At 67.0% G+C, this 21732-nt stretch carries 21 protein-coding genes and 1 tRNA gene; 13 read left to right on the top strand and 9 right to left on the bottom strand.

What is annotated here, in order from left to right:
• Positions 1 to 88: 88 nt before the first annotated feature.
• Complete coding sequence (locus ACFPOB_RS13720; RefSeq protein WP_377799025.1) at positions 89 to 490, top strand: TIGR02300 family protein; 402 nt, start codon at positions 89 to 91, stop codon at positions 488 to 490.
• Positions 491 to 680: 190 nt separating this feature from the next.
• Positions 681 to 756 (top strand) — tRNA-Ala (locus ACFPOB_RS13715).
• Positions 757 to 845: 89 nt separating this feature from the next.
• Here the strand turns inward: ACFPOB_RS13715 and ACFPOB_RS13710 are convergent.
• The 5 genes from ACFPOB_RS13710 to ACFPOB_RS13690 form a co-directional block, all read right to left on the bottom strand.
• Complete coding sequence (locus ACFPOB_RS13710; protein WP_377799024.1) at positions 846 to 1994, bottom strand: helix-turn-helix transcriptional regulator; 1149 nt, start codon at positions 1992 to 1994, stop codon at positions 846 to 848.
• Positions 1995 to 2471: 477 nt separating this feature from the next.
• Positions 2472 to 3680, bottom strand: a complete 1209-nt coding sequence (locus ACFPOB_RS13705; RefSeq protein ID WP_377799023.1) for an ABC transporter substrate-binding protein — start codon at positions 3678 to 3680, stop codon at positions 2472 to 2474.
• 33 nt (positions 3681 to 3713) lie between these two features.
• A complete protein-coding gene (locus ACFPOB_RS13700; RefSeq protein WP_377799022.1) occupies positions 3714 to 4742 on the bottom strand; it encodes an SMP-30/gluconolactonase/LRE family protein in 1029 nt (342 codons plus the stop codon).
• Positions 4742 to 5668, bottom strand: a complete 927-nt coding sequence (gene kce / locus ACFPOB_RS13695; RefSeq protein WP_377799021.1) for a 3,5-dioxohexanoate:acetyl-CoA acetone transferase — start codon at positions 5666 to 5668, stop codon at positions 4742 to 4744. The genes ACFPOB_RS13700 and kce overlap by 1 nt, the downstream gene beginning before the upstream one ends.
• Before the next feature lie 23 nt (positions 5669 to 5691).
• A complete protein-coding gene (locus ACFPOB_RS13690; RefSeq protein WP_377799020.1) occupies positions 5692 to 6471 on the bottom strand; it encodes a cyclase family protein in 780 nt (259 codons plus the stop codon).
• Positions 6472 to 6591: 120 nt separating this feature from the next.
• Between ACFPOB_RS13690 and ACFPOB_RS13685 the strand changes: the two genes are divergently transcribed.
• Positions 6592 to 7236, top strand: coding sequence for a TetR/AcrR family transcriptional regulator (locus tag ACFPOB_RS13685; protein ID WP_377799019.1), 645 nt, complete (start codon positions 6592 to 6594; stop codon positions 7234 to 7236).
• A gap of 41 nt (positions 7237 to 7277) precedes the next feature.
• Positions 7278 to 7673 carry a RidA family protein gene (locus tag ACFPOB_RS13680; RefSeq protein ID WP_377799018.1) on the top strand — a complete coding sequence of 132 codons (396 nt, stop codon included), beginning with the start codon at positions 7278 to 7280 and terminating at the stop codon, positions 7671 to 7673.
• A 3-nt stretch (positions 7674 to 7676) separates the two neighbouring features.
• On the opposite strand, the gene ACFPOB_RS13675 is transcribed toward ACFPOB_RS13680, so the two are convergent.
• Positions 7677 to 8921 (bottom strand): Zn-dependent hydrolase, encoded by a 1245-nt coding sequence (locus ACFPOB_RS13675; protein ID WP_377799017.1) that lies wholly within the window; start codon positions 8919 to 8921, stop codon positions 7677 to 7679.
• Positions 8922 to 9313: 392 nt separating this feature from the next.
• On the opposite strand from ACFPOB_RS13675, the gene ACFPOB_RS13670 reads away from it, so the two are divergent.
• The 5 genes from ACFPOB_RS13670 to ACFPOB_RS13650 all read left to right on the top strand — a co-directional run bounded on the left by ACFPOB_RS13670 (position 9314) and on the right by ACFPOB_RS13650 (position 13994).
• A complete protein-coding gene (locus tag ACFPOB_RS13670; protein WP_377799016.1) occupies positions 9314 to 10249 on the top strand; it encodes a sugar ABC transporter substrate-binding protein in 936 nt (311 codons plus the stop codon).
• Positions 10250 to 10318: 69 nt separating this feature from the next.
• Positions 10319 to 11467 (top strand): ABC transporter permease, encoded by a 1149-nt coding sequence (locus ACFPOB_RS13665; protein ID WP_377799015.1) that lies wholly within the window; start codon positions 10319 to 10321, stop codon positions 11465 to 11467.
• 2 nt (positions 11468 to 11469) lie between these two features.
• The gene (locus ACFPOB_RS13660) at positions 11470 to 12267 is read left to right on the top strand and encodes an ATP-binding cassette domain-containing protein (RefSeq protein ID WP_377799014.1); all 798 of its coding nucleotides are present in this window, start codon (positions 11470 to 11472) and stop codon (positions 12265 to 12267) included.
• 46 nt (positions 12268 to 12313) lie between these two features.
• A complete protein-coding gene (locus ACFPOB_RS13655) occupies positions 12314 to 13426 on the top strand; it encodes a Gfo/Idh/MocA family protein (protein WP_377799013.1) in 1113 nt (370 codons plus the stop codon).
• A 112-nt stretch (positions 13427 to 13538) separates the two neighbouring features.
• Complete coding sequence (locus ACFPOB_RS13650; protein WP_377799012.1) at positions 13539 to 13994, top strand: MarR family winged helix-turn-helix transcriptional regulator; 456 nt, start codon at positions 13539 to 13541, stop codon at positions 13992 to 13994.
• A gap of 101 nt (positions 13995 to 14095) precedes the next feature.
• On the opposite strand, the gene phnN is transcribed toward ACFPOB_RS13650, so the two are convergent.
• The gene (gene phnN / locus ACFPOB_RS13645; RefSeq protein WP_377799011.1) at positions 14096 to 16138 is read right to left on the bottom strand and encodes a phosphonate metabolism protein/1,5-bisphosphokinase (PRPP-forming) PhnN; all 2043 of its coding nucleotides are present in this window, start codon (positions 16136 to 16138) and stop codon (positions 14096 to 14098) included.
• Between the two features lie 20 nt (positions 16139 to 16158).
• Positions 16159 to 16992, bottom strand: coding sequence for a carboxylating nicotinate-nucleotide diphosphorylase (gene nadC, locus ACFPOB_RS13640; protein ID WP_377799010.1), 834 nt, complete (start codon positions 16990 to 16992; stop codon positions 16159 to 16161).
• A 392-nt stretch (positions 16993 to 17384) separates the two neighbouring features.
• Here nadC and ACFPOB_RS13635 point away from each other — a divergent pair, with 392 nt between their 5' ends.
• From ACFPOB_RS13635 to ACFPOB_RS13620, 4 genes are read left to right on the top strand one after another with little or no spacing between them, the layout of a single operon-like run.
• Entirely contained in the window at positions 17385 to 18869 is a 1485-nt protein-coding gene (locus tag ACFPOB_RS13635) for a 6-hydroxynicotinate reductase (RefSeq protein WP_377799009.1), read from the top strand.
• A gap of 4 nt (positions 18870 to 18873) precedes the next feature.
• Positions 18874 to 19761, top strand: coding sequence for a UPF0280 family protein (locus tag ACFPOB_RS13630; protein ID WP_377799008.1), 888 nt, complete (start codon positions 18874 to 18876; stop codon positions 19759 to 19761).
• A complete protein-coding gene (locus tag ACFPOB_RS13625; protein WP_377799007.1) occupies positions 19754 to 20338 on the top strand; it encodes an amino acid synthesis family protein in 585 nt (194 codons plus the stop codon). The genes ACFPOB_RS13630 and ACFPOB_RS13625 overlap by 8 nt, the downstream gene beginning before the upstream one ends.
• Complete coding sequence (locus ACFPOB_RS13620) at positions 20335 to 20919, top strand: amino acid synthesis family protein (protein WP_377799006.1); 585 nt, start codon at positions 20335 to 20337, stop codon at positions 20917 to 20919. The genes ACFPOB_RS13625 and ACFPOB_RS13620 overlap by 4 nt, the downstream gene beginning before the upstream one ends.
• A 28-nt stretch (positions 20920 to 20947) precedes the next feature.
• Here the strand turns inward: ACFPOB_RS13620 and ACFPOB_RS13615 are convergent, their stop codons facing one another.
• Positions 20948 to 21727, bottom strand: a complete 780-nt coding sequence (locus ACFPOB_RS13615; RefSeq protein WP_377799005.1) for an ATP-binding cassette domain-containing protein — start codon at positions 21725 to 21727, stop codon at positions 20948 to 20950.
• Positions 21728 to 21732: the final 5 nt, after the last annotated feature.

The raw sequence follows: 21732 nt of genomic DNA, 5'->3' as shown, positions 1-21732 counted from the left end.
CAAATCAATATTTGACAGGGACGCTTTGCCCGACTAACGGACGCCCCTGCTTTTTATGAACTCTGTCCGAACTTGAAGGTCCGACGCCGTGGCGAAACCGGAACTTGGTACCAAGCGCGTTTGCCCGGTCACGGGCCGCAAATTCTACGATCTCGACAAGGATCCGATTGTCTCGCCCTATACCGGTCAGTCCTATCCGCGCTCGCTGTTCGAGCCGCAGGCCAAGGCTGCCGCTCCGGCGCCGAAGCCGGCGGATGACGAGGACGAGACGGAGGTCGCCGACGGCGCGGTCGAGCTCGTCTCGCTCGACGACGCTGATGCTGAGGCTGCCGAGAAGGAGCCGGTGGTCACCACCGACGACGACATCGAGATCGAGGATGACGGCGTCGCCGGCGATGACGATGACACCTTCCTGGAAGAGGACGAGGAAGGCGACGACGACGTCTCCGACCTGATCGATGGCGACATCGAGGGCGACGAAGACGTCTGAGCGGTGCCGAAATCGGGTCGGATCGCGCTCCTGAAAAAAGCGCGACGATAACGTGACATCAGTGCTTGTGTCTTGCCGCAAGCTTGCCTATAGAGCGCTTCGTCGCTGCGGCGACGAGCGCGGACCGGCTCCAAGGAGCCTTAAGGATCGCGATGATTTCCCGGCCTTTCCCCAAGAAGGTCGGCAGAGTGGGGCCATAGCTCAGTTGGGAGAGCGCTTGAATGGCATTCAAGAGGTCGGCGGTTCGATTCCGCCTGGCTCCACCAAATCTCTCCGGCAAGATCGCAAGCTCTTTTGACCTTCGGCATCAAGGCAGCGGCGCTGCCCGGGTTGTGGTTTGCCAAGCGATCGCCCGCTAGCCCGCCCTGGCCAAAAGCAGCATCAGCTCGGCCTGCCGCGAGGTGCCGGTCTTCTGGAAGATCATCTTCAGTCTCGTCCTGACGGTTTCCTGGGTGATGCCGAGCTGCTCGGCGGCATCGCCGACCGATGCGCCCGATAGGAGTCGCCGGCAGAGCGCGATCTCCGATGGCGTGAGACCAAAGGCAGGGGCGAGAGGCGCAAGGTCGCCACCATCCAATCCTTTCGAGCCGAGCTCGACGATCTGCACCAGGATCAGCCGCTCGGGTGGAAGCAGAATGAGCCGGCCCCTGACCGGCTGGGCGATCGGCAGCGCGGCGACCGATACTTGCCAGGCGCCGGAGGCCGTGCGGAAACCGATGCGCGAGGCGGATGTGGGCCTGCCCTGAGAAAGCAGGGCCAGCGCTGCTGCGAAGCGGGCATCGGCGCCTGCATCCGCCAGATGGCAGCGGCCGTGTCGTATGGTCGCGCATTGTCCCGAGACGAAGAGGCGCTCGGCCAGGGCATTGGTGTCGCGTAGGCGCCGATCGCCGGCGACGACGAAAGCCGCATAGCGGCTGCGCTCCACCAAGGCGGCTTTGGCGACCGCCGTTTCCACATCCGAGCGCAGCAGGCGGGCGAGATTGATCGAACGCTCGAAGTTGCCGCGGACGTTGCTCAGAACAGCCACGGCCGCCCGGTCGTAACGGCCGGATTTCGAGAGCGGGTAGTGCAGAAGCAGATTCGCGACCTCGTCGCTCTCGCCAACGATCTTCATGCCGGAGGCGGCGATGGCACCGCCCTGAGGCAGCAGCCAATCATTGTAGAATTCCGTGTTGGTGAACGCCCTCGCCGGGCAGACCTCTTCCGAGGCGCCAATAGTCGTTCCCTTCAGGCTCCGCCAATAGGCGTTCCAGGGATTGATATAGGCGAAATGCTCCGCATAGGCGGTCACGAAGGCCGGCTCCATGTTCTGGAGCGATAGAAAGTTGAGGCGGCTTTCGGGGAAATTCATGTTGGCGAGCCCTCCCCAGGAGCCAGGGAAAGCCTCGCTCAGGATCGCCGGCACCCGGTCCCAGGAGCCCTCGCCGAACGTTGCGGCATCGATGGCCGCCGCCACGTTCCGGCTGATCACCGACACGCGGTCCTCGTCGTAGACGTCGAGCAATCCTCGCCTCACGGCCACTTGCGTCCCAAGCCGATGACGATGGCCGAGCCGCCATCATCCGATGATCTTCATTGCCTCTACGTTAGCCGATCGGCTGGGGCGGAAAAGAGCACCTAATCTAACGGGTGTAAGGCGATCATCGAATGGCGTTATCGAAAAAGCCGGATCGTTGCGGTCGAGCTCTCGTGAATTCTTCGCGGGACGGCCGCCGACCTGGCCCTGATCCTAGGACGGGATCCCGGGCATCGACGGTTTGACGGACGCGGTCCTGCCAAGGTCGAGCAACCGGACCGGCAGGTATGCGGCTGCTGATCGGAGAAGACGCGCTGAGAGCTCGTCACCGATGACGTCGACGAAGCGATCCATCTCGCCCAGCGCGTGCTGGTGCTCGATCAGGGCCGCTTCGTCATCGACCTCAAGGTCGGCCTGCCGTCCGAGGCCGGGCCGCGGCAGCGCCGCTTCGCCTGAAGCGCGCGGCTACTTCTTGATCGCCGGGCAGGCGCTCTGGGCGAGCGGGCGGAAGGCCTGGTCGCCGGGGATGGTGGCGACGAGGTCGTAGAGGTCCCATTCGCCCTTCGATTCCGCCGGCTTCTTGACCTGGAAGACGTAGAAGTCGTGGACCATGCGCCCGTCCTCGCGCAATTTGGCGTTGCGAACGACCTCGTCCTCGATCGGAACCTCCCGCATCTTGGCGATCACGGTCTTGGCCTCGTCCGACTTCGCCGCGACGACCGCCTTGAGATAATGCCGGACCGAGGAATAGACGCCGGCCTGGATCGCCGAGGGCACCGCGCCATGCGCCGTCTTGAAGCGCTCCGAGAAAGCGCGGGTGCGCTCGTCGATGTTCCAGTAGAAGCCCTCGGTCAGGATCGTGCCTTGCGCCGAGGCAAGGCCGACGCTCTTCACGTCCATCGCGGTCAGGAAGAAGGCGACCAGCTTCTGCTTGTCCTGGCCGATGCCGAAATCGCGGGCGGTCTTGATCCCGGCGACGGTATCGCCGCCGGCATTGGCGAGCGCGATCAGGTCGGCGCCCGAGCCCTGCGCCGTCAGCAGCTGCGAGGAGAGATCGACCGCAGGGAAAGCATGTCGGACAGAGCCGACATAGGTGCCGCCCTTGGCGGTGACGAGCGTCTTGGCATCGGCCTCGAGCTGGTGGCCGAGCGCGTAGTCGGCGGTGACCAGATACCATTTGGTGCCGGGCTTGGTCAGGTGATTGGCGATCCCGGCGACCTGGACATAGGTGTCCCACATCCACTGGACGATATGGTCGGGCTGGCAGGCGTCGCCGGTCAGGCGCGCCGTGCCGCCGGGGAAGAGGCCGACGCGGTTCTTGTCCTTCAGCAACGGCGGGATGGCGAGCTGCAGCGACGCGTTGGACATGTCGGCGAGGACGTCGACGCCCTGCCGGTCGATCCATTCGCGGGCGATCGCCGAGCCGATATCGGCCTTGTTCTGGTGGTCGGCCGAGACGACCTCGATCTTCATGCCCTGGCATTCGGCCTTCAGGCAGTCCTCGACCGCCATGCGGGCGGCCGTGATCGAGCCCTTGCCGGTGATGTCGGAATAGACGCCGGACATGTCGGTCAGCACACCGATCTTGACGGCGCCGTCCGAGAATTCGGCCGCGGCGGGCAGGGCGCCGAGCAATGCGGTGGTCAGAGTGAGCGCCGAAACCAGACCCTTCATGTGAATTCCTCCCGTGCTTGTCGTTTGTCGTTGCTAGCGGTCGTGCCAGTGCGCCATCGGCAGGCCGGCGACCGGTGATCTGAAACTGGGAATGCGGCTGCCGCGCAGGCTGCCGATATAGGCGGTGCTGAGATCGGCACCGCCGAAGGTGATGCTGGCGAACCAGGGCGCGATCGTGCCGCCGCAGGCGAGCATCAGTTCGGGCGTCGCTTCGTCGCGGGCGAAGGCTTCCATCAGCGCCTTGCCGGCAGTGCTGCCGCGATCGTCGTCGAGCAGGATGCGCAGCTCGCCCTCGGGCGTGATCGCGAAGACCCGGTCGAGCATCACATGCGTGCCCCAGAGATTGCCATGGGCGTCGAAAGCGATGCCGTCGATGAAGGCGCCATGATCGCTCGGGCCGAAGATCTCGCGGTCGCTCAGGCTGCCATCGTCCCCGACCCGCAATCGCGTCACCCGGCAGGCGCAGGTCTCGGCGACGTAGAGCCACTCCTCGCTGGCATCGAGCCTGATCTCGTTGGTGAAGGCGAAGCCATCGGCGACAATGCGCAGGCGTCCGCCATTATAGAGCGCGATAGAACCGTCGCGGACATTGGGGCTCATCGCCCGCATCCAGTTCCTCGTCCGCGTCGAGATCGTCAGCCAGATCCGGTCCTTGCTGTCGCGCAGCACGAAATTGACCTTGCCGATCGCCTGCCCATCGATGCTGTCGACGAGCACGCGCGTCTCGCCCGAGCGCGTCATCAGCTCCAGCCGGTCGGTGCCGAAATTCGAGATGAGGACATCGCCATTGCGGGCGAAGGCAAGGCCATTCGGCAAGGTGCCGGAGACGAAGCGTGCCTCCTCGTCGGCTGCCTCGGCGAAGCCGCGGCTCGCCCTCTGCGTGATCAGCTGCTGCGTGCCGTCCGGCCGGATATGGACGACGCCGCCGCGCGCATCGGCGCTCCAGAGCGAGCCGTCGCGCTCGGCCAGGATGCATTCCGGCCGCTGCAGGCCCTCGCCGACATAGGTGATCGCGGCGGGATCGATGACAAAGCCGTCAAGCGGGTTGGGTGGGGGTGACATCAGAAGTTCACGCGGTCGCCGCCCTTGAGGCCGAGCGTGGCGCGGGCCTCATCGGGGGTGGCGATCTCGTAGCCGAGCTCCTCGACGATGCGGCGGATCTTGGCGACCTGCTCGGCATTGGAGGTGGCGAGCTTGCCCCTGCCGATGAACAGGCTGTCCTCGAGCCCGACGCGGACATTGCCGCCCAGCATCGCCGCCTGCGTGCAGAAGGCCATCTGATGGCGCCCGGCAGCGAGAACCGACCAGTGGTAGTCCCGACCGAAGAGCTTGTCGGCGGTACGCTTCATGAACATCAGGTTGTCGAGATCGGCGCCGATGCCGCCGAGAATCCCGAAGATCAACTGCAGGAAGACCGGCGGCCGGAACCAGCCGCGATCGAGGCAATGGGCGAGATTGTAGAGGTGCCCGACATCGTAGCATTCGTGCTCGAACTTGGTGCCGTGGCCCTCGCCGAGCAGCTTGTAGATGCGTTCGATATCGCCGAAGGTGTTGCGGAAGATGAAGTCCTTGGTGTTGGCGAGGTAAGGCTGCTCCCAGGGGTGCTTCCAGTCGCTGTACTTCTCCGCCAGCGGATGCAGCGCAAAATTCATCGAGCCCATGTTGAGCGAGCACATCTCCGGCGCGGCCTTGAGCGGCGCGGCGAGGCGCTCCTCGACGGTCATGGTCAGGCCACCACCAGTGGTAATGTTCACGACGGCATCGGTCGCCTGCTTGATCCGCGGCAGGAACTCCATGAACACGGCAGGGTCCGGCGTTGGGCGGCCGTCCCGGGGATCGCGAGCGTGCAGATGCAGGATCGCCGCGCCGGCTTCCGCCGCCGCGATCGCCTGGCTGGCGATCTCGTCCGGGGTGATCGGCAGGTGATCCGACATGGTCGGCGTATGGATGCCGCCGGTGACGGCGCAGGTGATGATGACCTTGCTCATGAGGCTTTCCTTCGTCCCTGCGCTCAGACCGGTAGAATGGCGACTGCCCGCGTCCAGCCGGCCGAGCCGTTGCGGACCTTCACCGGCAGGCAGCTGATGGTGAAGCCGGTCGCCGGCAGCGCTTCGAGATTGTGCAGCTTCTCGATCTGGCAGTAGCCGGCCTCGCGCCCGGCCTTGTGGCCTTCCCAGATCAGCGAGGCGTCGCCGGTCTGCGCAAAGCGGCGGGCGGTATGGCTGAACGGCGCGTCCCAGCTCCAGCCATCGGTGCCGACGACCTTGATGCCCTGCCGGACCAGATGCAGCGTCGCCTCGCGGCCGAAACCGCAACCGGAATCGACATAGTCGGCCTGGCCATAGCGGGCGCCGGCCCGTGTGTTGGCGATGACGATCTCCAACGGGCTCAAGACATGGCCGATGCGCTTAAGCTCGGCGTCGATCTCGGCAGGGGTGACGACGTGTCCGTCGGGCAGATGGCGGAAATCCAGTTTCACGCCCGGCTGCAAGAACCAGTCGAGCGGGCATTCGTCGATCCGGAGCGCCGGAGCGCCGCCATCCTGCGTCGGATGGTAGTGCCAGGGCGCGTCGATATGGGTGCCGTTATGGGTCGAGATCGTCGCGAGCTCGACTGCCCAGCCCATGCCGTCCGGGAGCTGCTCGGGCTTCAGGCCGGGAAAGGCCGCAGCGATGTCCTTTGCCGTCGCCTGATGCGTGCGATAGTCGATTCTGACCTTCTGGAAGGGCGGATCGGCAGGAACGTCGTTCTCGAGCGGAATCGACAGATCGACGAGGCGGCCTGGCAGCATGCCGGTATGTCCTCCCTTGAGGATGTATTCTCTGTCGTTCGAATTTGGACGAACGTCCGACCTATAGCAGGGCGCCCTGTTTCTGGTAAGAGGGGAATCGCTGGATTCTGGAGGGGCCCGATGTCCGCGATGCCGACGCGCGACCGCATTCTCGACGCCGCCGAACGGCTCTTCGCCGAGCGCGGCGGCGCCGATGGCGCCTCGATGCGCGATCTTGCGGCCGCGGCCGGCGTGCGACTCTCGCAGCTCAGCTATCATTTCGGCTCGAAGGAGGCGCTCTACCGCGCCGTCTTTGCCCGCCGGGCGCATGCTCTGGCGCTGGCGCGCGCGCAGGCCCTGGGCGAGGCCATGGCCCGGCCGGTGCTCGATGTCGGCGAGATCGTCGCCGCCCTGATCGGCCCGTCCGTGCGCCAGCGTTTCAGCGAAGGCGTGCAGGGCGCAGCCTTCGCCATGATGACCGCCCGCGAGGCCGTCGACCCGCGCGAGGCGGCGCGCGGCGTCGTCGCCGAGCATTTCGATCCGACCGCACGGCAGTTCGTCGCGGCGCTGGGCAAGCTCTATCCGCAGGCACCGGAGGGCGCGCTCGTCGATGCCTATCTCTTCATGGTCGGCGCGCTCGTCACGACTATGGCTGCCGGCGACCGCGCCATGCGGCTCGACCAGGAGCGCGGGGCGGTACCGGTGGTCGAGAACGCCGAGCAGCTCCTGCAGCGCCTGACCAGCTTCTGCGCCGCCGGCATCGACGGCCTGCTGCGGCGCCGTTAAGCCGGCTTATCCGTCTGCAACAAGGGGAAGCGGGGACCACCATGCGCCGCGAGATCATCGAAGTCCCCGTCATCTCCGAGGCGATCCGCCGGCTCGGCGCGCCGACCTCGGCACTAGCTCGCGCCGGCGACCTGCTCTTCACCTGTGGCATGCCGCCGATCGACGTGACGACCGGCGAGATCGTCAGCGGCGATATCGAAATGCAGACCCGCGCCGCGATGGAGGCGCTCGCCGTGACTCTGCGCCATGGCGGCGCTTCGCTCGACGCCGTCGTCAAGGCGACGATTTTCGTCACCGATCCCGCGCTAATGGCTGGCGTTAACGCGGTCTACCGGACTTATTTCACGGACGGCTTCCCGGCCCGGACCAGCGCCGCGATCCGGCCGTGGCCATTGCCTTTCGACATCGAGATCGAATGCGTCGCCGCGATTGGCTGACGCTTAACGATCCGCCCGCGCCACCACGGTGTGCAGCAGCACGTTGAGACCCGGTTCCAGGTCATCGGGCGTGCAGAGCTCCTGGTTGTTGTGGGTGATGCCGCCCTTGCAGGGCGCGAAGATCATCGTCGCCGGCGCATGGCGGGCGACGAAATAGGCGTCGTGCCCGGCCTGGCTCAGGATATCGCGCGTGCGATAGCCGAGTCCTAGCGAGGTCGAGCGGACCTGCTCGATCAGCTCCTCGGCAAAGATCTTGCCGCCCCAGCTCCAGATGTCGAGGATCTCGGCGGTGCAATCGGCCCGCGCCGCCGCCTCATGCACGGCACGGCGCACGCGCTCGGCCATCACCTTGGCGGTTTCCGGATCGGCATGGCGGACGTCGCAGGTCGCCTGGGCCCAGTCGGAGAGGATGCCGGGCTTGTTCGGCCAGGCGACCAAACGCGAGGCCGTCGCCTTGCCGCCGCTGCCGGCATGCTCCCAGCCGAGATCATCGACCGCCACCAGCAGGCGCGCCCCGGCGATCAGCGCGTTCTTGCGCCGCTCCATCGGCCAGGGGCCGGTATGGGCGGTCTCCCCCTTGAACTCGACCAGCATGCCGGTGCTGGCATAGCCGCCGGTGACGACGCCGACCTGCATGCCCTCGCGGTCGAGGATAGGGCCCTGCTCGATATGGAATTCGACATAGGCGTCGAATGGATGGGGCGTCGCCTCCATCTGCCCGCGATAGCCGATCCGGTCGAGCTCCTCGCCGATCGTCCTGCCGTCATCGTCGCGCCGACCCAGCGCCCAGTCGAGCGTATAGGCGCCGGTGAAGCAGCCCGATCCGACCATCGGCGGCGAGAAACGCCCACCCTCCTCATTGGTCCAGTTGACCACTTCGATCGGCCGTTTCGTGCGGTGGCCGAGCCGGTCGAGCGTGCGGCAGACCTCCAGCCCGCCGAGCACGCCGGCAATGCCGTCGAAGCGCCCGCCATTCACCTGCGTGTCGAGATGGCTGCCCATCACCACCGGCGGCAGGCTGTCGTCCTGCCCGGCCCGCCGCGCGAAGATGTTGCCGATGCCGTCGATCCGGACGCTCAACCCCGCCTCCCGGCACCAGGCGATGAAGGCGTCGCGGACCTCCCGGTCGGCATCACCGAGCGCCAGCCGTGACAGCCCGCCCGGCCGGCCGACCCCGATCTCGCCGGAACGCTCGATCGTCGTCCAGAAGCGCCCGATATCGATGCGCGCGGTCGCTGGCAGGCCCATGGATTCCCCCTGTTTCCGGACGCTGAGCGCGCCGCCTCGAGCAACGACAATCGAGGCCTCGGCCCGCTGCTGGCAAATCGATATTGGTGATGGGTTTCGTCGGTCTTCGTGGCACGGGTCGCCACACGCCCGGGTATGTCGGCGGCGCAGAAGGCGCTTGACAGCTGCGCATGCACGATGGAATGATTGTTCCATTGAGTATTAAAAACGGTTTTTTTGTTTCGTTTTGACTGAAGCGCAGTGTCGGCGGTCGCGCCTGGCGCGTCCTCCCTCCTACGCCATCCCAGGCAGTCCGCGACGCTTCGCGGCCGGCCAAATCGCCGGACAACCGGCCGATCGAGCCCGATCGGACCGATAACGACAGCGGGGACATCCCCGCAAGGGAGGATGAGATGAAGCGTTTTCTCGCAGGGATGATTGCTGCCGCCGCCATCGCGGTTGCAGGGACGACGCCGAGCGTCGCGCAGCAGACCAGGATCATCGTCGTCAGCCATGGCCAGGCCGCGGATCCGTTCTGGTCGGTGGTCAAGAACGGCGTCGCCAAGGCGGCGGCCGATCTGAAGGTCGCCGTCGACTACCGCGCGCCCGAGACCTTCGACATGGTCGCGATGAGCCAATTGATCGATGCCGCGGTGAACCAGAAGCCGGCCGGCCTGGTCGTCTCGATCCCCGACGCCTCGGCGCTCGGCCCGTCCATCCAGAAGGCCGTCGCCGCCGGCATCCCGGTGATCTCGATGAACTCGGGCTCCGACGTCTCGAAGAAGCTCGGCGCGCTCCTGCATGTCGGCCAGGACGAGTTCGATGCCGGCAAGGCCGCCGGCGAGAAGCTCGCCAGCATGGGCGGCAAGGTCGGCGTCTGCGTCAACCACGAGGTCGGCAATGTCGCGCTCGATTTGCGCTGCAAGGGTTTTGCCGAAGGCTTCAAGGGCAAGGTCACCGTGCTGCCGGTCTCGAACGACCCGTCCGAGATCCGCTCCAAGGTCAAGGCGGCGCTCTCCGACGCCAGCGTCGACACGGTGATGGCGCTGAGCGCCTCGCTCGGCGGCGAGCCGACCCTTGCGGGCGTCAAGGAGGCCGGCAAGATCACCAGCGTCCGCGTCGCCACCTTCGATCTTTCGGCCAATTTCCTCAAGGCGATCGTGGCGGGCGAAGCGGCCTTCGGCATCGACCAGCAGCAGTTCCTGCAGGGCTATCTGCCGGTCGCTTTCCTGGCGCTCAATGCCGAGTACGGCCTCGTCCCCGGCGGCAACGTCCCCTCCGGCCCGAACCTCGTCACCAAGGAGAAGGCGGCCCAGGTCGTCGACCTCTCGGCCAAGGGCATCCGCTGAGCTTTTGCGGCGGCGCGTCCAGCGCCGCCGCTCCCTCCCCGGACGGTTCAGAAGCTGAAGGTGTGCGCCATGACGACGTCGACCGCCGATCTTGCCGCGGGTGCGTCCCGTTCCCCTGATCCGGCCGCTGCCGCTCGCGACGAACGCTTGCGCCGCGTCTCGCTGATCGCCCGATTGATGCGCCGGCCTGAATTGGGCGCGGTTGCCGGCCTCGTCCTGGTCACCGTCTTCTTCGGCCTCACCGCCAATCCGGCGATGTTCACCCTCGCCGGCCTGATGACCGTGCTGTCGCCGGCGGCCCAGCTCGGCATCCTCGCCATCGCGGCGGCGCTCTTGATGATCGGCGGCGAGTTCGACCTTTCGATCGGCTCGATGATCGCCTTCGCCGGCCTCGTCTTCGGCGCACTGATCGTCGTCGGCGATATGCCGCTTTTGGCGGCGATCGTCGCGACCTTTGTCTTCGCCGGGCTGATGGGCGCGGTGAACGGGCAGATCGTCATCCGGACGCGCCTGCCCTCCTTCATCGTCACCCTCGCCTTCCTGTTCATCCTGCGCGGGCTTTCGCTGGTCGGGCTGAAATGGGCGACCGGCGGCTCGACGCAATTGCGCGGCATCGGCGACAAGGCCGGCACAGGCGTCGTCCGCGAGCTTTTTTCCGGCCAGGCGCTGGAAGGGCTGTTCGCCTGGCTGGCGCAGGCCAACCTGATCGCCAAGTTTCCGAACGGGACGCCGACCGTCACCGGCGTTCCCGTCGGGGTCCTCTGGTTCCTCGCCATCGCAGCGCTCGCGACCTATGTCCTCTTGCGCACCCGCTTCGGCAACTGGATCTTCGCCGCCGGCGGCGATCCCAATGCGGCCCGCAATTCCGGCGTGCCGGTCAACATGGTCAAGACGACTTTGTTCGTGCTAACCGCCTGCGCCGCCACTCTCGTCGCCATCCTGACCGTGCTCGATGCCGGCTCGACCGACGCCCGGCGCGGCTTCCAGAAGGAGTTCGAGGCGATCATCGCCGCGGTGATCGGCGGTTGCCTCCTGACCGGCGGCTACGGCTCGGCGATCGGCGCCTTCTTCGGCGCGATCATCTTCGGCATGGTTTCGATTGGCCTGACCTACACCAGCTTCGACAGCGACTGGTTCCAGGTCTTCCTCGGCGGCATGCTGCTGCTCGCCGTGCTGTTCAACAACTTCATCCGCCGCAAGGCGACAGGGGAGCGCTGAACATGACAACCGCAGCTCCAGAACAGACGCCCCTCATCGAGGTCCGCGACATCGTCAAGCATTTCGGCTCGGTGATCGCGCTCTCGGGCGTCTCGCTCAAGGTCTCCGCCGGCGAGGTGCTCTGCCTGCTCGGCGACAACGGCGCCGGCAAGTCGACGCTGATCAAGACGCTCTCGGGCTGCCATCGCCCGAGCTCGGGCGAGTTCCTGGTCGAGGGCCGGCCGGTCACCTTCTCGAGCCCGCGCGACGCGCTCGATGCCGGCATCGCCACCGTCTACCAGGATCTGGCGATGATCCCGCTGATGTCGATCACGCGGAATTTCTTCATGGGCCGCGAGCCGATCCGCGGCTTCGGCCCGCTGAAATGGATCGATTTCGACCTCGCCCATGCGGTGACCCGCGACGAGATGCACAGGATCGGCATCGACATCCGCGATCCGCATCAGGCGGTCGGCACGCTCTCCGGCGGCGAGCGCCAATGCGTCGCCATCGCCCGCGCCGTCTATTTCGGCGCCAAGGTGCTGATCCTGGACGAGCCCACTTCCGCACTCGGCGTCGCGCAGACCTCGATGGTGCTGAAATACATCAACCTCGTCCGCGCCAAGGGCCTCGGCGTGATCTTCATCACCCACAATGTCCGTCACGCCTATGCCGTCGGCGACCGCTTCACCGTGCTCAACCGCGGCAAGACGCTCGGCACCTACGCCAAGTCCGAAATCGCGATGGACGAGCTGCAGAACCTGATGGCCGGCGGCAAGGAATTGCAGGCGGTCTCCGAGGAGCTCGGCGGCACAGTCTGACGTCCCTGGCACGTCCACTCCTTCCTCTTCGCTATGGAGATTGCTCATGCGCGCGCTCGGCGTCGGCCTGATCGGCACCGGCTATATGGGCAAGTGCCACGCCCTCGCCTGGAACGCCGTCGCCCCGGTTTTCGGCGACGTGCGTCGTCCGAAGCTCGCCATACTCTGCGAGGTCGACGAGGCCCTGGCGGCGCAGCGGGCCGGCGAGTTCGGTTTCGCCCAGTCGACCGCCGACTGGCAGGCGCTCATCGCTCATCCCGATGTCGACGTCGTCTCGATCACCACGCCGAACGCCTTCCATGCCGAGATGGCGATCGCGGCCTTGAGCGCCGGCAAGCATGTCTGGTGCGAGAAGCCGATGGCGACCAGCCTTGGCGATGCGCAAGCGATGCTGGCGGCGGCCAAAGCGGCCGGGACGGTCGCTGCGCTCGGCTACAACTACATCCAGAACCCGGCGATCCGGCTGGCGCAGCGGCTGATCACCGAGGGCACGATCGGGCCGGTCAACCATGTCCGCGTCGAGATGGACGAGGACTTCATGGCCGATGCCGGCGCGCTCTTCTCCTGGAAGAGCGAAGCCGCCTCCGGCCATGGCGCGCTCGACGATTTTGGCGTCCACGCCTTCTCGCTGATCAAGGTGCTGATCGGCGAGGTCGAAGCCGTGATGGCTGACATGGCCAAACCCTACGCCGAACGCCCGCTCCGGGCTGGCGGCACTCGCGCGGTCGAGACCCACGACATCGCCACCCTGCTCTTGCGCCTGTCGTCCGGCGCTTCCGGGCTCGTCGCGCTCAACCGCTCGTCCTGGGGCCGCAAGGGCCGCATCGCTCTGCAGGTTTTTGGTGCCAGGGGGACGATCGCCTACGACCAGGAGCGGATGAACGAGATCGAACTGTACACCGCAGAAGGAGCGGCTGACGTTCAGGGCTTCCGCCGCATCCTGACCGCGCCGGCACATGAGCCCTATGGCCGGTTCATCCCGGCGCCGGGCCACGGCCTCGGCTTCAACGAGCTCAAGATCATCGAATGTCGCGAGCTGCTCCGCGCCATCGCCGGCGAGCCTGCGCATCTCCTCGATTTCGAGGCCGGCCTGCGCATCGAGCGTACGGTCGACGCCGCTGCCCGGAGTTTCCGCGAGGGGCGCTGGACGACGATCTAAGGACCTGCTTCGCTGACATCGTGGACGAAGCGTGATTCTCGGCGATGCAGCCGGTTTCGGTCGACTGGAAACCGCGCTAGGAATATCGTTCGTATACGAACGAGGATCAGCGATGGCGCGATCGAGCACTGCGGCCGAGACGCCCGAACCCGCCGACGAGAGCTATGATCTCGCCGAGCAGGTCGGCTTCATCATGCGCCAGGCGGCGCAGCGCCATGTCTCGATCTTCAACGAGATCATGGGCGCCGACCTGACGCCGACGCAATGGGCGGTGCTGGCGCGGCTCTATCAGGATGGCGGCTCCTCGCAGAACCTTCTGGGACGCCAGACCGCGATGGACGCCGCCACGATCAAGGGCGTGGTCGACCGTCTGCTCAAGCGCAAGCTGGTGCAGACCAAGCCGGATCCGGAGGATGGCCGCCGGCTCATCGTCGAGCTCAGCCCGGCCGGCGTCGCTTACACCCGTGAATTGCTGCCCAAGGCGGAGACGGTGACCAAGGTGACGCTGGCGCCGCTCGCGACCAACCAGCGGGCGACGCTGATCGCGCTGCTGAAGCAGCTGCGCTGAGGTTCTTCGTCATTGCGAGCGCAGCGAAGCAATCCAGGAGACGTAGAGCGAGCCCTTCTGGATTGCTTCGTCGCTGACGCTCCTCGCAATGACGGATGTGCCTACCCGATCACATAGCAGTCGCAGCTCTCGGCGATGGCCTTGGCCTCGTCGAGATCGCTCGAGGCGCTGGCGTGGATGGCGAAGAGCGGATCGCCGACTGCAACGGCGTCGCCGACATGGCGGCGCAGGTCGATGCCGGCCGCCTTGTCGAACGGCGCACCCGCACGCCGCGCGATTCCCGCGACCGCCCAACCGTCGATCTCGGTGATGACCCCGGCCCTGGGGGAGCGCACCGTATGCACGAGCAGTCCGGGCGCGACCGGCGGCTCGCGCCGCCCCTGCGCATCGATGATCCGCTCAAAGGCGGCGCGCGCCGCGCCGGAGCGCAGCAGCTCCTCCGCGCGTGCCCGCCCGGCCGCGACCGAGCCAAGCGCAGGGTCCCAGGCGAGGATGCGGCTGGCGAAGAACAGCGCCTTCTCGACCAGGTCGGCCGGTGCCTGCGGGTCGTTATCGAGCACCCAGCCGACATCGCGGCATTCCAGCGCGGGGCCGATGCCGCGCCCGATCGGCCGGCTGCCATCGGTCGGGAAGGCGTTGACGACGAGGCCGAGCCCGGCACCGACCGTCTCGAACAAATCAGCCAATTCGGCGGCTTCCGCTTCGCTTCTCAGCTTGGCGCGCGGGCCATAGGGCAGGTCGACGATGACATGGGTCGAGCCCGCGGTGAGCTTCTTCGACAGGATCGAGGCGACCGACCAGCGATTGGAATCGATGCCGAGCGGCCGCGTGATCGCGTTCATCACGTCGTCGACGACGGAATGGTTGAGCCGTCCGTTCCAGGCGATCGAGCCGCGCGCCTTTTCCACGCAGGCGCGCAATTCGGCCGGGTTGAGCTCGACGCGGGCAAGCGTCTCCATCGCATCGGCCGTGCCAGCCGCCGAGGTGATGGCGCGCGACGAGGTTTTGGGCATCAGGAAGGCGCCATGGGCCGCGACGATCGGCACGACGATCAGCGTGATCCGGCTGCCGGGAATGCCGCCCATCGAATGCTTGTCGACGACGATCTGGTCGGGCCAGGCGATTGTCTGCGCGAAGCGGGTGCGCACCCGCGCCAGCGAAACGACCTCGTCATCGGAGAGCGTCTGCGTCGCCGCGACCAGGAAGGCCGCGACCTCGCCATCGGGATAGCGGGCCTCGACGATGTCGCGGATCAGCGTGTGGTACTGCTCCTCAGTGAGCTCGCCGCCCTGGATCTTGCGGGTCAGCGCCGCCCGGCTCTCCGGCGAAGGCGTGCGCCTTAGCGTGACCTCGCTGCCCTCGGGCAGACCGAGCTCGTCGAAGGCCTCGGCCGAGAGGCCGATCTCGTCGCCGCCAAGCAGCGCGGGTGAATCGACCACCTGCACGTCGGAGCGAATGCTGGCGGTCGCGCCTGAGATCTCGATCCGGCCCGGCCCGAGATAATCGAAGCCGTTGACGATCTCGCCCTTGGCCGGGAGATAGGCGCAATGCGCCCGTCCCGCGAAAAGTGGCAGGCGGCGCAGGCGCATCGTATTGGCGGCGGCCTCGACCGCAGCGACGAAGCGCTCGATGCCGATCTCGACGCTTTGGTCGTTGCAGATCGTCGTCGCCCGGATCCCTTCCGGGCGGGGCTCGACCGTGCGCGACAGGCGCTTCTCGATGGCTTCGCCGCTCTCGCGCCCGCGGCCGGCGATGCGGGCGGCGAGCACCTCGGGCGGCGCGGTGACCTCGACCACGACGAAGCGCGGCAGACGGGCGGCGAGCGCCGCGATCGTGGCGCGCGAGCCGTTGGCGATGACGTTGCGGCCGGATTCAACCAGCCGCTTGAGTTCGGCCGGCAGGCCGTAGCGCAGGCCATGGGCGCCCCAGGTGATCAGGAAATCGCCCTTGGCCTCGCGCGCGTCGAAGGCCTCGTCCGTCGCCGCCTCATGGTCCTCGCCCGGCGAGCCCGCGGGGCGGGTGACGACGCGGCGCGCGAAGACATAACGGCCGGTCGGCTCCAGCAGAGCGCGGGCGCCGTCGATCAGCGAGTCCTTGCCGGCCCCGCTCGGGCCGACGACGAGGAAGAAGGTGCCTTGCCGCATTCCCTGGCCGCAGTCCCTGCTCAGGCTTCGTCGAGGCCGATATCCACCGCCGGCGCCGACTGGGTGATCTTGCTGGTCGAGATATAGTCGACACCGGTCCTGGAGATCGGGCCGATCGTGTCGATATTGATGCCGCCGGAGGCCTCGACCTTGGCGCGGCCGGCGATCAGCTCGACCGCCCGTGTCATGTCGGCGACCGACATGTTGTCGAGCATGATCACGTCGGCGCCGGCCCTGGCGGCCTCTTCGACCTGCTCGAGCCGGTCGCACTCGACCTCGAGCTTGGTCAGCACCGGCAGCTTCTTGCGGGCGCGTTCGACGGCGGCGGTGATGCTGCCGCAGACGGCGATGTGGTTGTCCTTGATCATCACGCCATTGTCGAGGCCGAGCCGATGGTTGAGGCCGCCGCCGCAGGTCACGGCGTGCTTCTCCATCATGCGCAGGCCGGGCGTGGTCTTGCGGGTGTCGATCAGGCGCGCCTTGCTGCCGGCGATGGCGGCGGCGTAGCGGGCGGTCTCGTTGGCGATGCCGGAGAGGCGCTGGGCGATGTTGAGCGCGGTGCGCTCGGCGGTGAGCACGCTGCGGGCCGAGCCTTCGATCTCGACCAGGATCGCGCCCTTCTCGACCTTGTCGCCGTCCTTGACGCGCAGCGTCACCTTGAGATCGGGGTCGTAGCGCTTGAACACGCGGGCGGCGACCTCGACGCCGGCGACGATCATCGGCTCGCGGGCGTTCATGTGGAACTTGCCGGTCTCGTTCGGCTCGATCATCACCTGGACGGTGAGGTCGCAGGCGCCGATATCCTCGACGAGCCAGTGGTCGATCAGGCGATCCGTGGCGAAGACGTCATACATGGAAGGGCCCTCTCTCCCGCGGCAATGCCGCTCCAAACATGTTTGTATGCAAACAATAGCAGCGGGAAAATTTGGCTGTCAATGCGCCATCGAAGCCGTGCTTGCAACCGAGAATCGCGTCATGCGGAGGTCATCTCCGCCGGCTACGAACCTCGCTCGGCAGCGTCGCAAATAATCTTGTATGCAAGATTAGGCGGCTGCATCTCCTCCTTACCGACGAATCAGCGCGAGTCCCGCCGTGCCGGCCGAGGCTGTGTGCCAATCCCGATATCGAGCGTAGAGTGGCCCGCCATCCTGCCCCGCGCCGCTGTCTTGACTTGATCCAAGAGGCGCGCCAGTATCGTTTGTACACAAACAAAATCCTCAAGGCCCGCTCTGCGGGAGGATCAAGCATGGCGCTGGACGAAGCGAGCCCGGTCGCGGACGACAAGATCCGCTGCGATGCCTGCCCGGTGATGTGCTTCATCAAGCCGGGCGCCGTCGGCGCCTGCGACCGCTACGGCAATGTCGACGGTGAGCTGGTGCGGATGGAGCCGCATATCGTGCTCGAGCGCACGCTGGAGCATGGCGGCGAGGTCGTTCCCTTCGCCGGATCGCGCGAATGGGACGGCGAGATCGTCCACCAGCAGGGCACCTTCATCACCGCGATCGGCGCCGGCACCACCTATCCCGACTACAAGCCGGCCCCGTTCATCGTCTCCTCCGAGGTCGACGGCGTCGACATGGTCACCGTCGTGACCGAGGGCATTTTCAGCTATTGCGGCGTCAAGGTGAAGATCGACACCGACCGCTTCCTCGGCCCCGAGCAGGCGACGGTGCGCGTCGAGGGCGAGGCGATCGGCCACGTCACCACCGGCGAGTACGGCTCGCAGATGCTCTCGCTCGGCGGCGTCCACCATCTCACCGGCGGCTCGAAGAAGGAGGGCCGCGTCACCTGCGACGCCCTGCTCCAGCTCAGCAACGGCAAGGCGGTCGAGCTGACCATCGACGAGGGCGAGACGGTGATCGTCCAGGCCGGCAAGCCGCCGATCGTCAACGGCATCCAGGAGAGCCGGATGCGCGTCGGCTGCGGCTCGGCGACGATCGGCATCTTCGCCAAGCAGTGGCATGGCAAGGTCGACGAGGTCGTCGTCGTCGACGATCACATCACCGGCGTGCTCTCCGAGCACCAGGCCGGTAAATTGCTCGGCATGGCCGGCACCGGCATCAAGCTGAAGGGCCGCCGCTCGACGCCAGGCCGCTATTTCCAGGTGGCGCAGCCCGGCACCGGCTGGGGCGGCACCAATATCAGCGACCCTCTGACCATTCTCGGGCCCTTCGATCCCAAGGTCGCCTATCCCGGCCTGCGCCTTTTGATGGTCTCGACCACCGGCGAGCACGCCGCCTATTACGAGCTCGACGAGAACCTCGTGCCGGTCGAGATGCAGATGCCGCAGCCGCTGGTCGAGCCGGTCGAGCGCATCGCCGAGAATTGCGAACCGGCGCTCTCCACGGTGCTGTTCATCGGCGGCGCCGGCGGCTCGCTGCGCGCCGGCGTCACCGAGAACCCGGTCCGCCTGACGCGCTCGGTCAAGGATGCGCTGACCTATGTCACTTGCGGTGGCGCTCCGGTCTATATCTGGCCGGGCGGCGGCATCACCTTCATGGTCGACGTCACCCGCCTGCCCGAGAACGCCTTCGGCTATGTGCCGACCCCGGCCTTGGTCGCGCCGCTGGAGTTCACCATGAGCCTGACCGACTACGAGGCGCTCGGCGGCCATATGGACGCGATCCAGCCGCTGGTTTCGCTGAAGGGCGGCAGCCGCCTGCGCCTGCCGCAGCGCCCGGACAATCCCTGGCCGCTGGCGCCGGAGCAGCCGCGCCGCTCGCTCGGCTAGGGCGATGTGGGAGAAGCCTTCCGCGCGCATTCTCCCGGATGGCCGGCGCCTGCTGCTGCAGCAGGGCCCGATCGATCTCGTCATCGAGGCCGTCGGCGAGCAAGCCGCGGTCAGGGCCGCGCACGAGGCGGCGATTCTCCGCTTCGACGGTCTGCTTGCCGAACTCTGTGACGAGCTGCAGCTGCTGCGCACGGCCGTGAGCCGGACGAGTCCGCTGCCGCTTGGCTCCGTCGCCCGGCGCATGCATGCGGCCGTCAGCCCCTTCGCCATCGGCGGCTTCATCACTCCGATGGCCGCCGTCGCCGGCTCGGTGGCGCAGGAAATCCTCGGCGTGATGTGCGAGGCCGCGCCGCTGCACCGCGCCTATGTCAACAATGGCGGCGACATCGCCCTGCATCTCGCAGCCGGCGAGCAGTTCCGCATCGGCCTGGTGAAGCGCCCCGACCGGCCGGAGTTCTTCGCGACCGCGACGATTCGGCCTGAACACGGCGTCGCCGGCATCGCGACATCAGGCTATCCCGGCCGCAGCTTCTCGCTGGGGATCGCCGAGGCAGTGACGGTGCTGGCCCCGACCGCCGCCATGGCCGATGCAGCGGCCACCGTGATCGCCAACGCGATCGACCTGCCCGGCCATCCCGCGATCGAGCGTCTGCCGGCCAACGCCATCCAGAGCGACAGCGATCTCGGCGAGCGGCTGGTGACCCGTGACGTCGGCCAGCTGGCCACGGACGAGATCGAAACCGCGCTCGCCGCCGGCCTCGCCGAGGGGGAGCGCCTGCGTTCGGCAGGCTTGATCGTCTCGGCCGCCATGCATCTTCAGGGCGTGAGCCGCATGCTCGCCACGCCTATGATCGTTCAAGAAAAGCCTGAGAGGAGACTGGCCCGTGCCTGAGATCGCCGTCCGCAAATACGCAGTGACCGTCGAGGAGATTTTTCACGAGGGCGGTCCGGCCGCCGCGGTGCCGCTGAAGCGCGGTGCGGCTCTGGCCGTGATCGCCAACCCCTATGCCGGCCGCTATGTCGAGGACATCCAGGGCTTCATGGACGATCTCAAACCCTTCGGCTTGGCCATGGCGCAGCGCCTGCTCGCCGCGATGGGCGGCGACGCCAAGACGATCCAGGGCTATGGCAAGGGCGCCATCGTCGGCGCCGCCGGCGAGCTCGAGCATGGCGCGCTCTGGCATGTGCCGGGCGGCTACGCCATGCGCGAATTATTGGGCGACGCCAAGGCGATCGTGCCCTCGACCAAGAAGGTCGGCGGCCCCGGCACGCGGCTCGACATCCCGGTCACCCACGTCAACGCCTCCTATGTCCGCAGCCATTTCGATTCCTTCGAGATCGGCATCACCGACGCGCCCAAGGCCGACGAATTGCTGTTCGCGCTGGTGATGACCACCGGCTCGCGCATCCATGCCCGCGTCGGCGGCCTCAAGGCGAGCGAGATCAAGGGCGAGGACGGTCTGAGATGAAAGCCAGCATCCGCAAGATCGTCACCGTCCTCGACGAGACCCATAGCGAGCTCGGCCGGATCGTCTCGCCGCCGGTCAAGCGCGCCGCCGCCGTTGCCGTGATCGCCAATCCTTTCGCCGGCAAATATCAGGACGACCTCTCCGAACTGATCGACATCGGCGAGGAGCTCGGTGACCTGCTCGGCCGCCATGCGCTCGCCGCGCTCGGCATCGAGGGCGAGGCGGTCCAGGGCTATGGCAAGGCGGCAGCCGTCGGCGAAGATGGCGAATTGGAGCACGCCGCGGCGATCCTGCATCCCAAGCTCGGCGCCCCCCTGCGCAAGCTGCTGGGCAAGGCGCCGGCGCTGATCCCGTCCTCGAAGAAGCGCGGCTCGCTCGGCGTCGTTCTCGACGTGCCGCTCGGCCACAAGGCGGCAGCCTATGTCCGCAGCCATTTCGACGGCATGGAGGTCCGCATTTCCGATGCGCCGCGCGCTGGCGAGATCGTCGTCGCGGTCGCCCTGACCAGCGGCGGCCGGCCCTTGCCGCGCGTCGGAGGGCTCACCCATGCCGAGGCGAAGGGCGAGGACGGCTTGCGCTGAGGCGCGTCCCGTCGGTTCGCCAGCGCTGCTAGCTCCGCAGCGCGCCCGGCCCGGCCACTGCGCCGGGCGGGCATTTGCCGGAGATGATCATCCCCAGCACCTCGTCCTGCGTGACGTCGTGGACATGGGCGCTGCCGACCACCTTGCCATTCTTCATCACGCTGACGCGGTCGGCGAGGTCGAAGACATCGTGCAGGTCATGGCTGATCAGGAAGATGCCGATGCCCTGCTTCTTCAGCTCCAGGATAAGGTCGGCGACCTGCTTGGTCTCGGCCGGGCCGAGCGCCGCCGTCGGCTCGTCCATGATCAGCACGCGGGCGTTGAAATAGATCGCGCGGGCGATCGCGACCGACTGGCGCTGGCCGCCGGAGAGCGCCTTCACCGGCTCCTTGAAGCGGCGGAAATGCGGGTTGAGCCGGCCCATCACCTGGCGGGTCTCGGCTTCCATCGCGCTGTCGTCGAGCGTGCCCCAGGAGGTCAAAAGCTCGCGGCCGAGGAAGATGTTGGCGGCGGCGTCGACATTGTCGGCCAGTGCCAGCGTCTGATAGATCGTCTCGATGCCGTGGCGCTTGGCGTCGCGCGGCGAGGAGATCGACACCGGCTCGCCGGCGATCCTGATCTCGCCGGCATCGGCGCGATAGGCCCCCGACAGGATCTTGATCAGCGTCGACTTGCCGGCGCCGTTATGGCCGAGCAGGCCGACGACCTCGCCGGCATGGAGGTCCACGCTGGCATGGTCGACCGCCTTGATGCCGCCGAAGGCGATCGAGATCTCGCGCATCTCGACCAGGGGCGTAGTTGCGTCCATGGCGC

This window comes from Allobosea eneae (assembly GCF_042657265.1).
In the GTDB taxonomy this organism is placed as follows: Bacteria; Pseudomonadota; Alphaproteobacteria; order Rhizobiales; family Beijerinckiaceae; genus Allobosea; species Allobosea eneae.
Note: the sequence above shows the minus strand (reverse complement) of the source record. Positions and strands in the feature narration are given on the sequence as shown.

Coding starts and splice junctions, on each gene's coding strand:
- ACFPOB_RS13635 (WP_377799009.1), top strand. CDS start 17,385: ATGGCGCTGGACGAAGCGAGCCCGGTCGCGGACGACAAGATCCGCTGC.
- ACFPOB_RS13700 (WP_377799022.1), bottom strand. CDS start 4,742: ATGTCACCCCCACCCAACCCGCTTGACGGCTTTGTCATCGATCCCGCC.
- ACFPOB_RS13615 (WP_377799005.1), bottom strand. CDS start 21,727: ATGGACGCAACTACGCCCCTGGTCGAGATGCGCGAGATCTCGATCGCC.
- ACFPOB_RS13680 (WP_377799018.1), top strand. CDS start 7,278: ATGCGCCGCGAGATCATCGAAGTCCCCGTCATCTCCGAGGCGATCCGC.
- ACFPOB_RS13660 (WP_377799014.1), top strand. CDS start 11,470: ATGACAACCGCAGCTCCAGAACAGACGCCCCTCATCGAGGTCCGCGAC.
- ACFPOB_RS13650 (WP_377799012.1), top strand. CDS start 13,539: ATGGCGCGATCGAGCACTGCGGCCGAGACGCCCGAACCCGCCGACGAG.
- ACFPOB_RS13690 (WP_377799020.1), bottom strand. CDS start 6,471: ATGCTGCCAGGCCGCCTCGTCGATCTGTCGATTCCGCTCGAGAACGAC.
- nadC (WP_377799010.1), bottom strand. CDS start 16,992: ATGTATGACGTCTTCGCCACGGATCGCCTGATCGACCACTGGCTCGTC.
- ACFPOB_RS13665 (WP_377799015.1), top strand. CDS start 10,319: ATGACGACGTCGACCGCCGATCTTGCCGCGGGTGCGTCCCGTTCCCCT.
- ACFPOB_RS13655 (WP_377799013.1), top strand. CDS start 12,314: ATGCGCGCGCTCGGCGTCGGCCTGATCGGCACCGGCTATATGGGCAAG.
- ACFPOB_RS13620 (WP_377799006.1), top strand. CDS start 20,335: ATGAAAGCCAGCATCCGCAAGATCGTCACCGTCCTCGACGAGACCCAT.
- ACFPOB_RS13685 (WP_377799019.1), top strand. CDS start 6,592: ATGTCCGCGATGCCGACGCGCGACCGCATTCTCGACGCCGCCGAACGG.
- kce (WP_377799021.1), bottom strand. CDS start 5,668: ATGAGCAAGGTCATCATCACCTGCGCCGTCACCGGCGGCATCCATACG.
- ACFPOB_RS13630 (WP_377799008.1), top strand. CDS start 18,874: ATGTGGGAGAAGCCTTCCGCGCGCATTCTCCCGGATGGCCGGCGCCTG.
- ACFPOB_RS13670 (WP_377799016.1), top strand. CDS start 9,314: ATGAAGCGTTTTCTCGCAGGGATGATTGCTGCCGCCGCCATCGCGGTT.
- ACFPOB_RS13675 (WP_377799017.1), bottom strand. CDS start 8,921: ATGGGCCTGCCAGCGACCGCGCGCATCGATATCGGGCGCTTCTGGACG.
- ACFPOB_RS13705 (WP_377799023.1), bottom strand. CDS start 3,680: ATGAAGGGTCTGGTTTCGGCGCTCACTCTGACCACCGCATTGCTCGGC.
- phnN (WP_377799011.1), bottom strand. CDS start 16,138: ATGCGGCAAGGCACCTTCTTCCTCGTCGTCGGCCCGAGCGGGGCCGGC.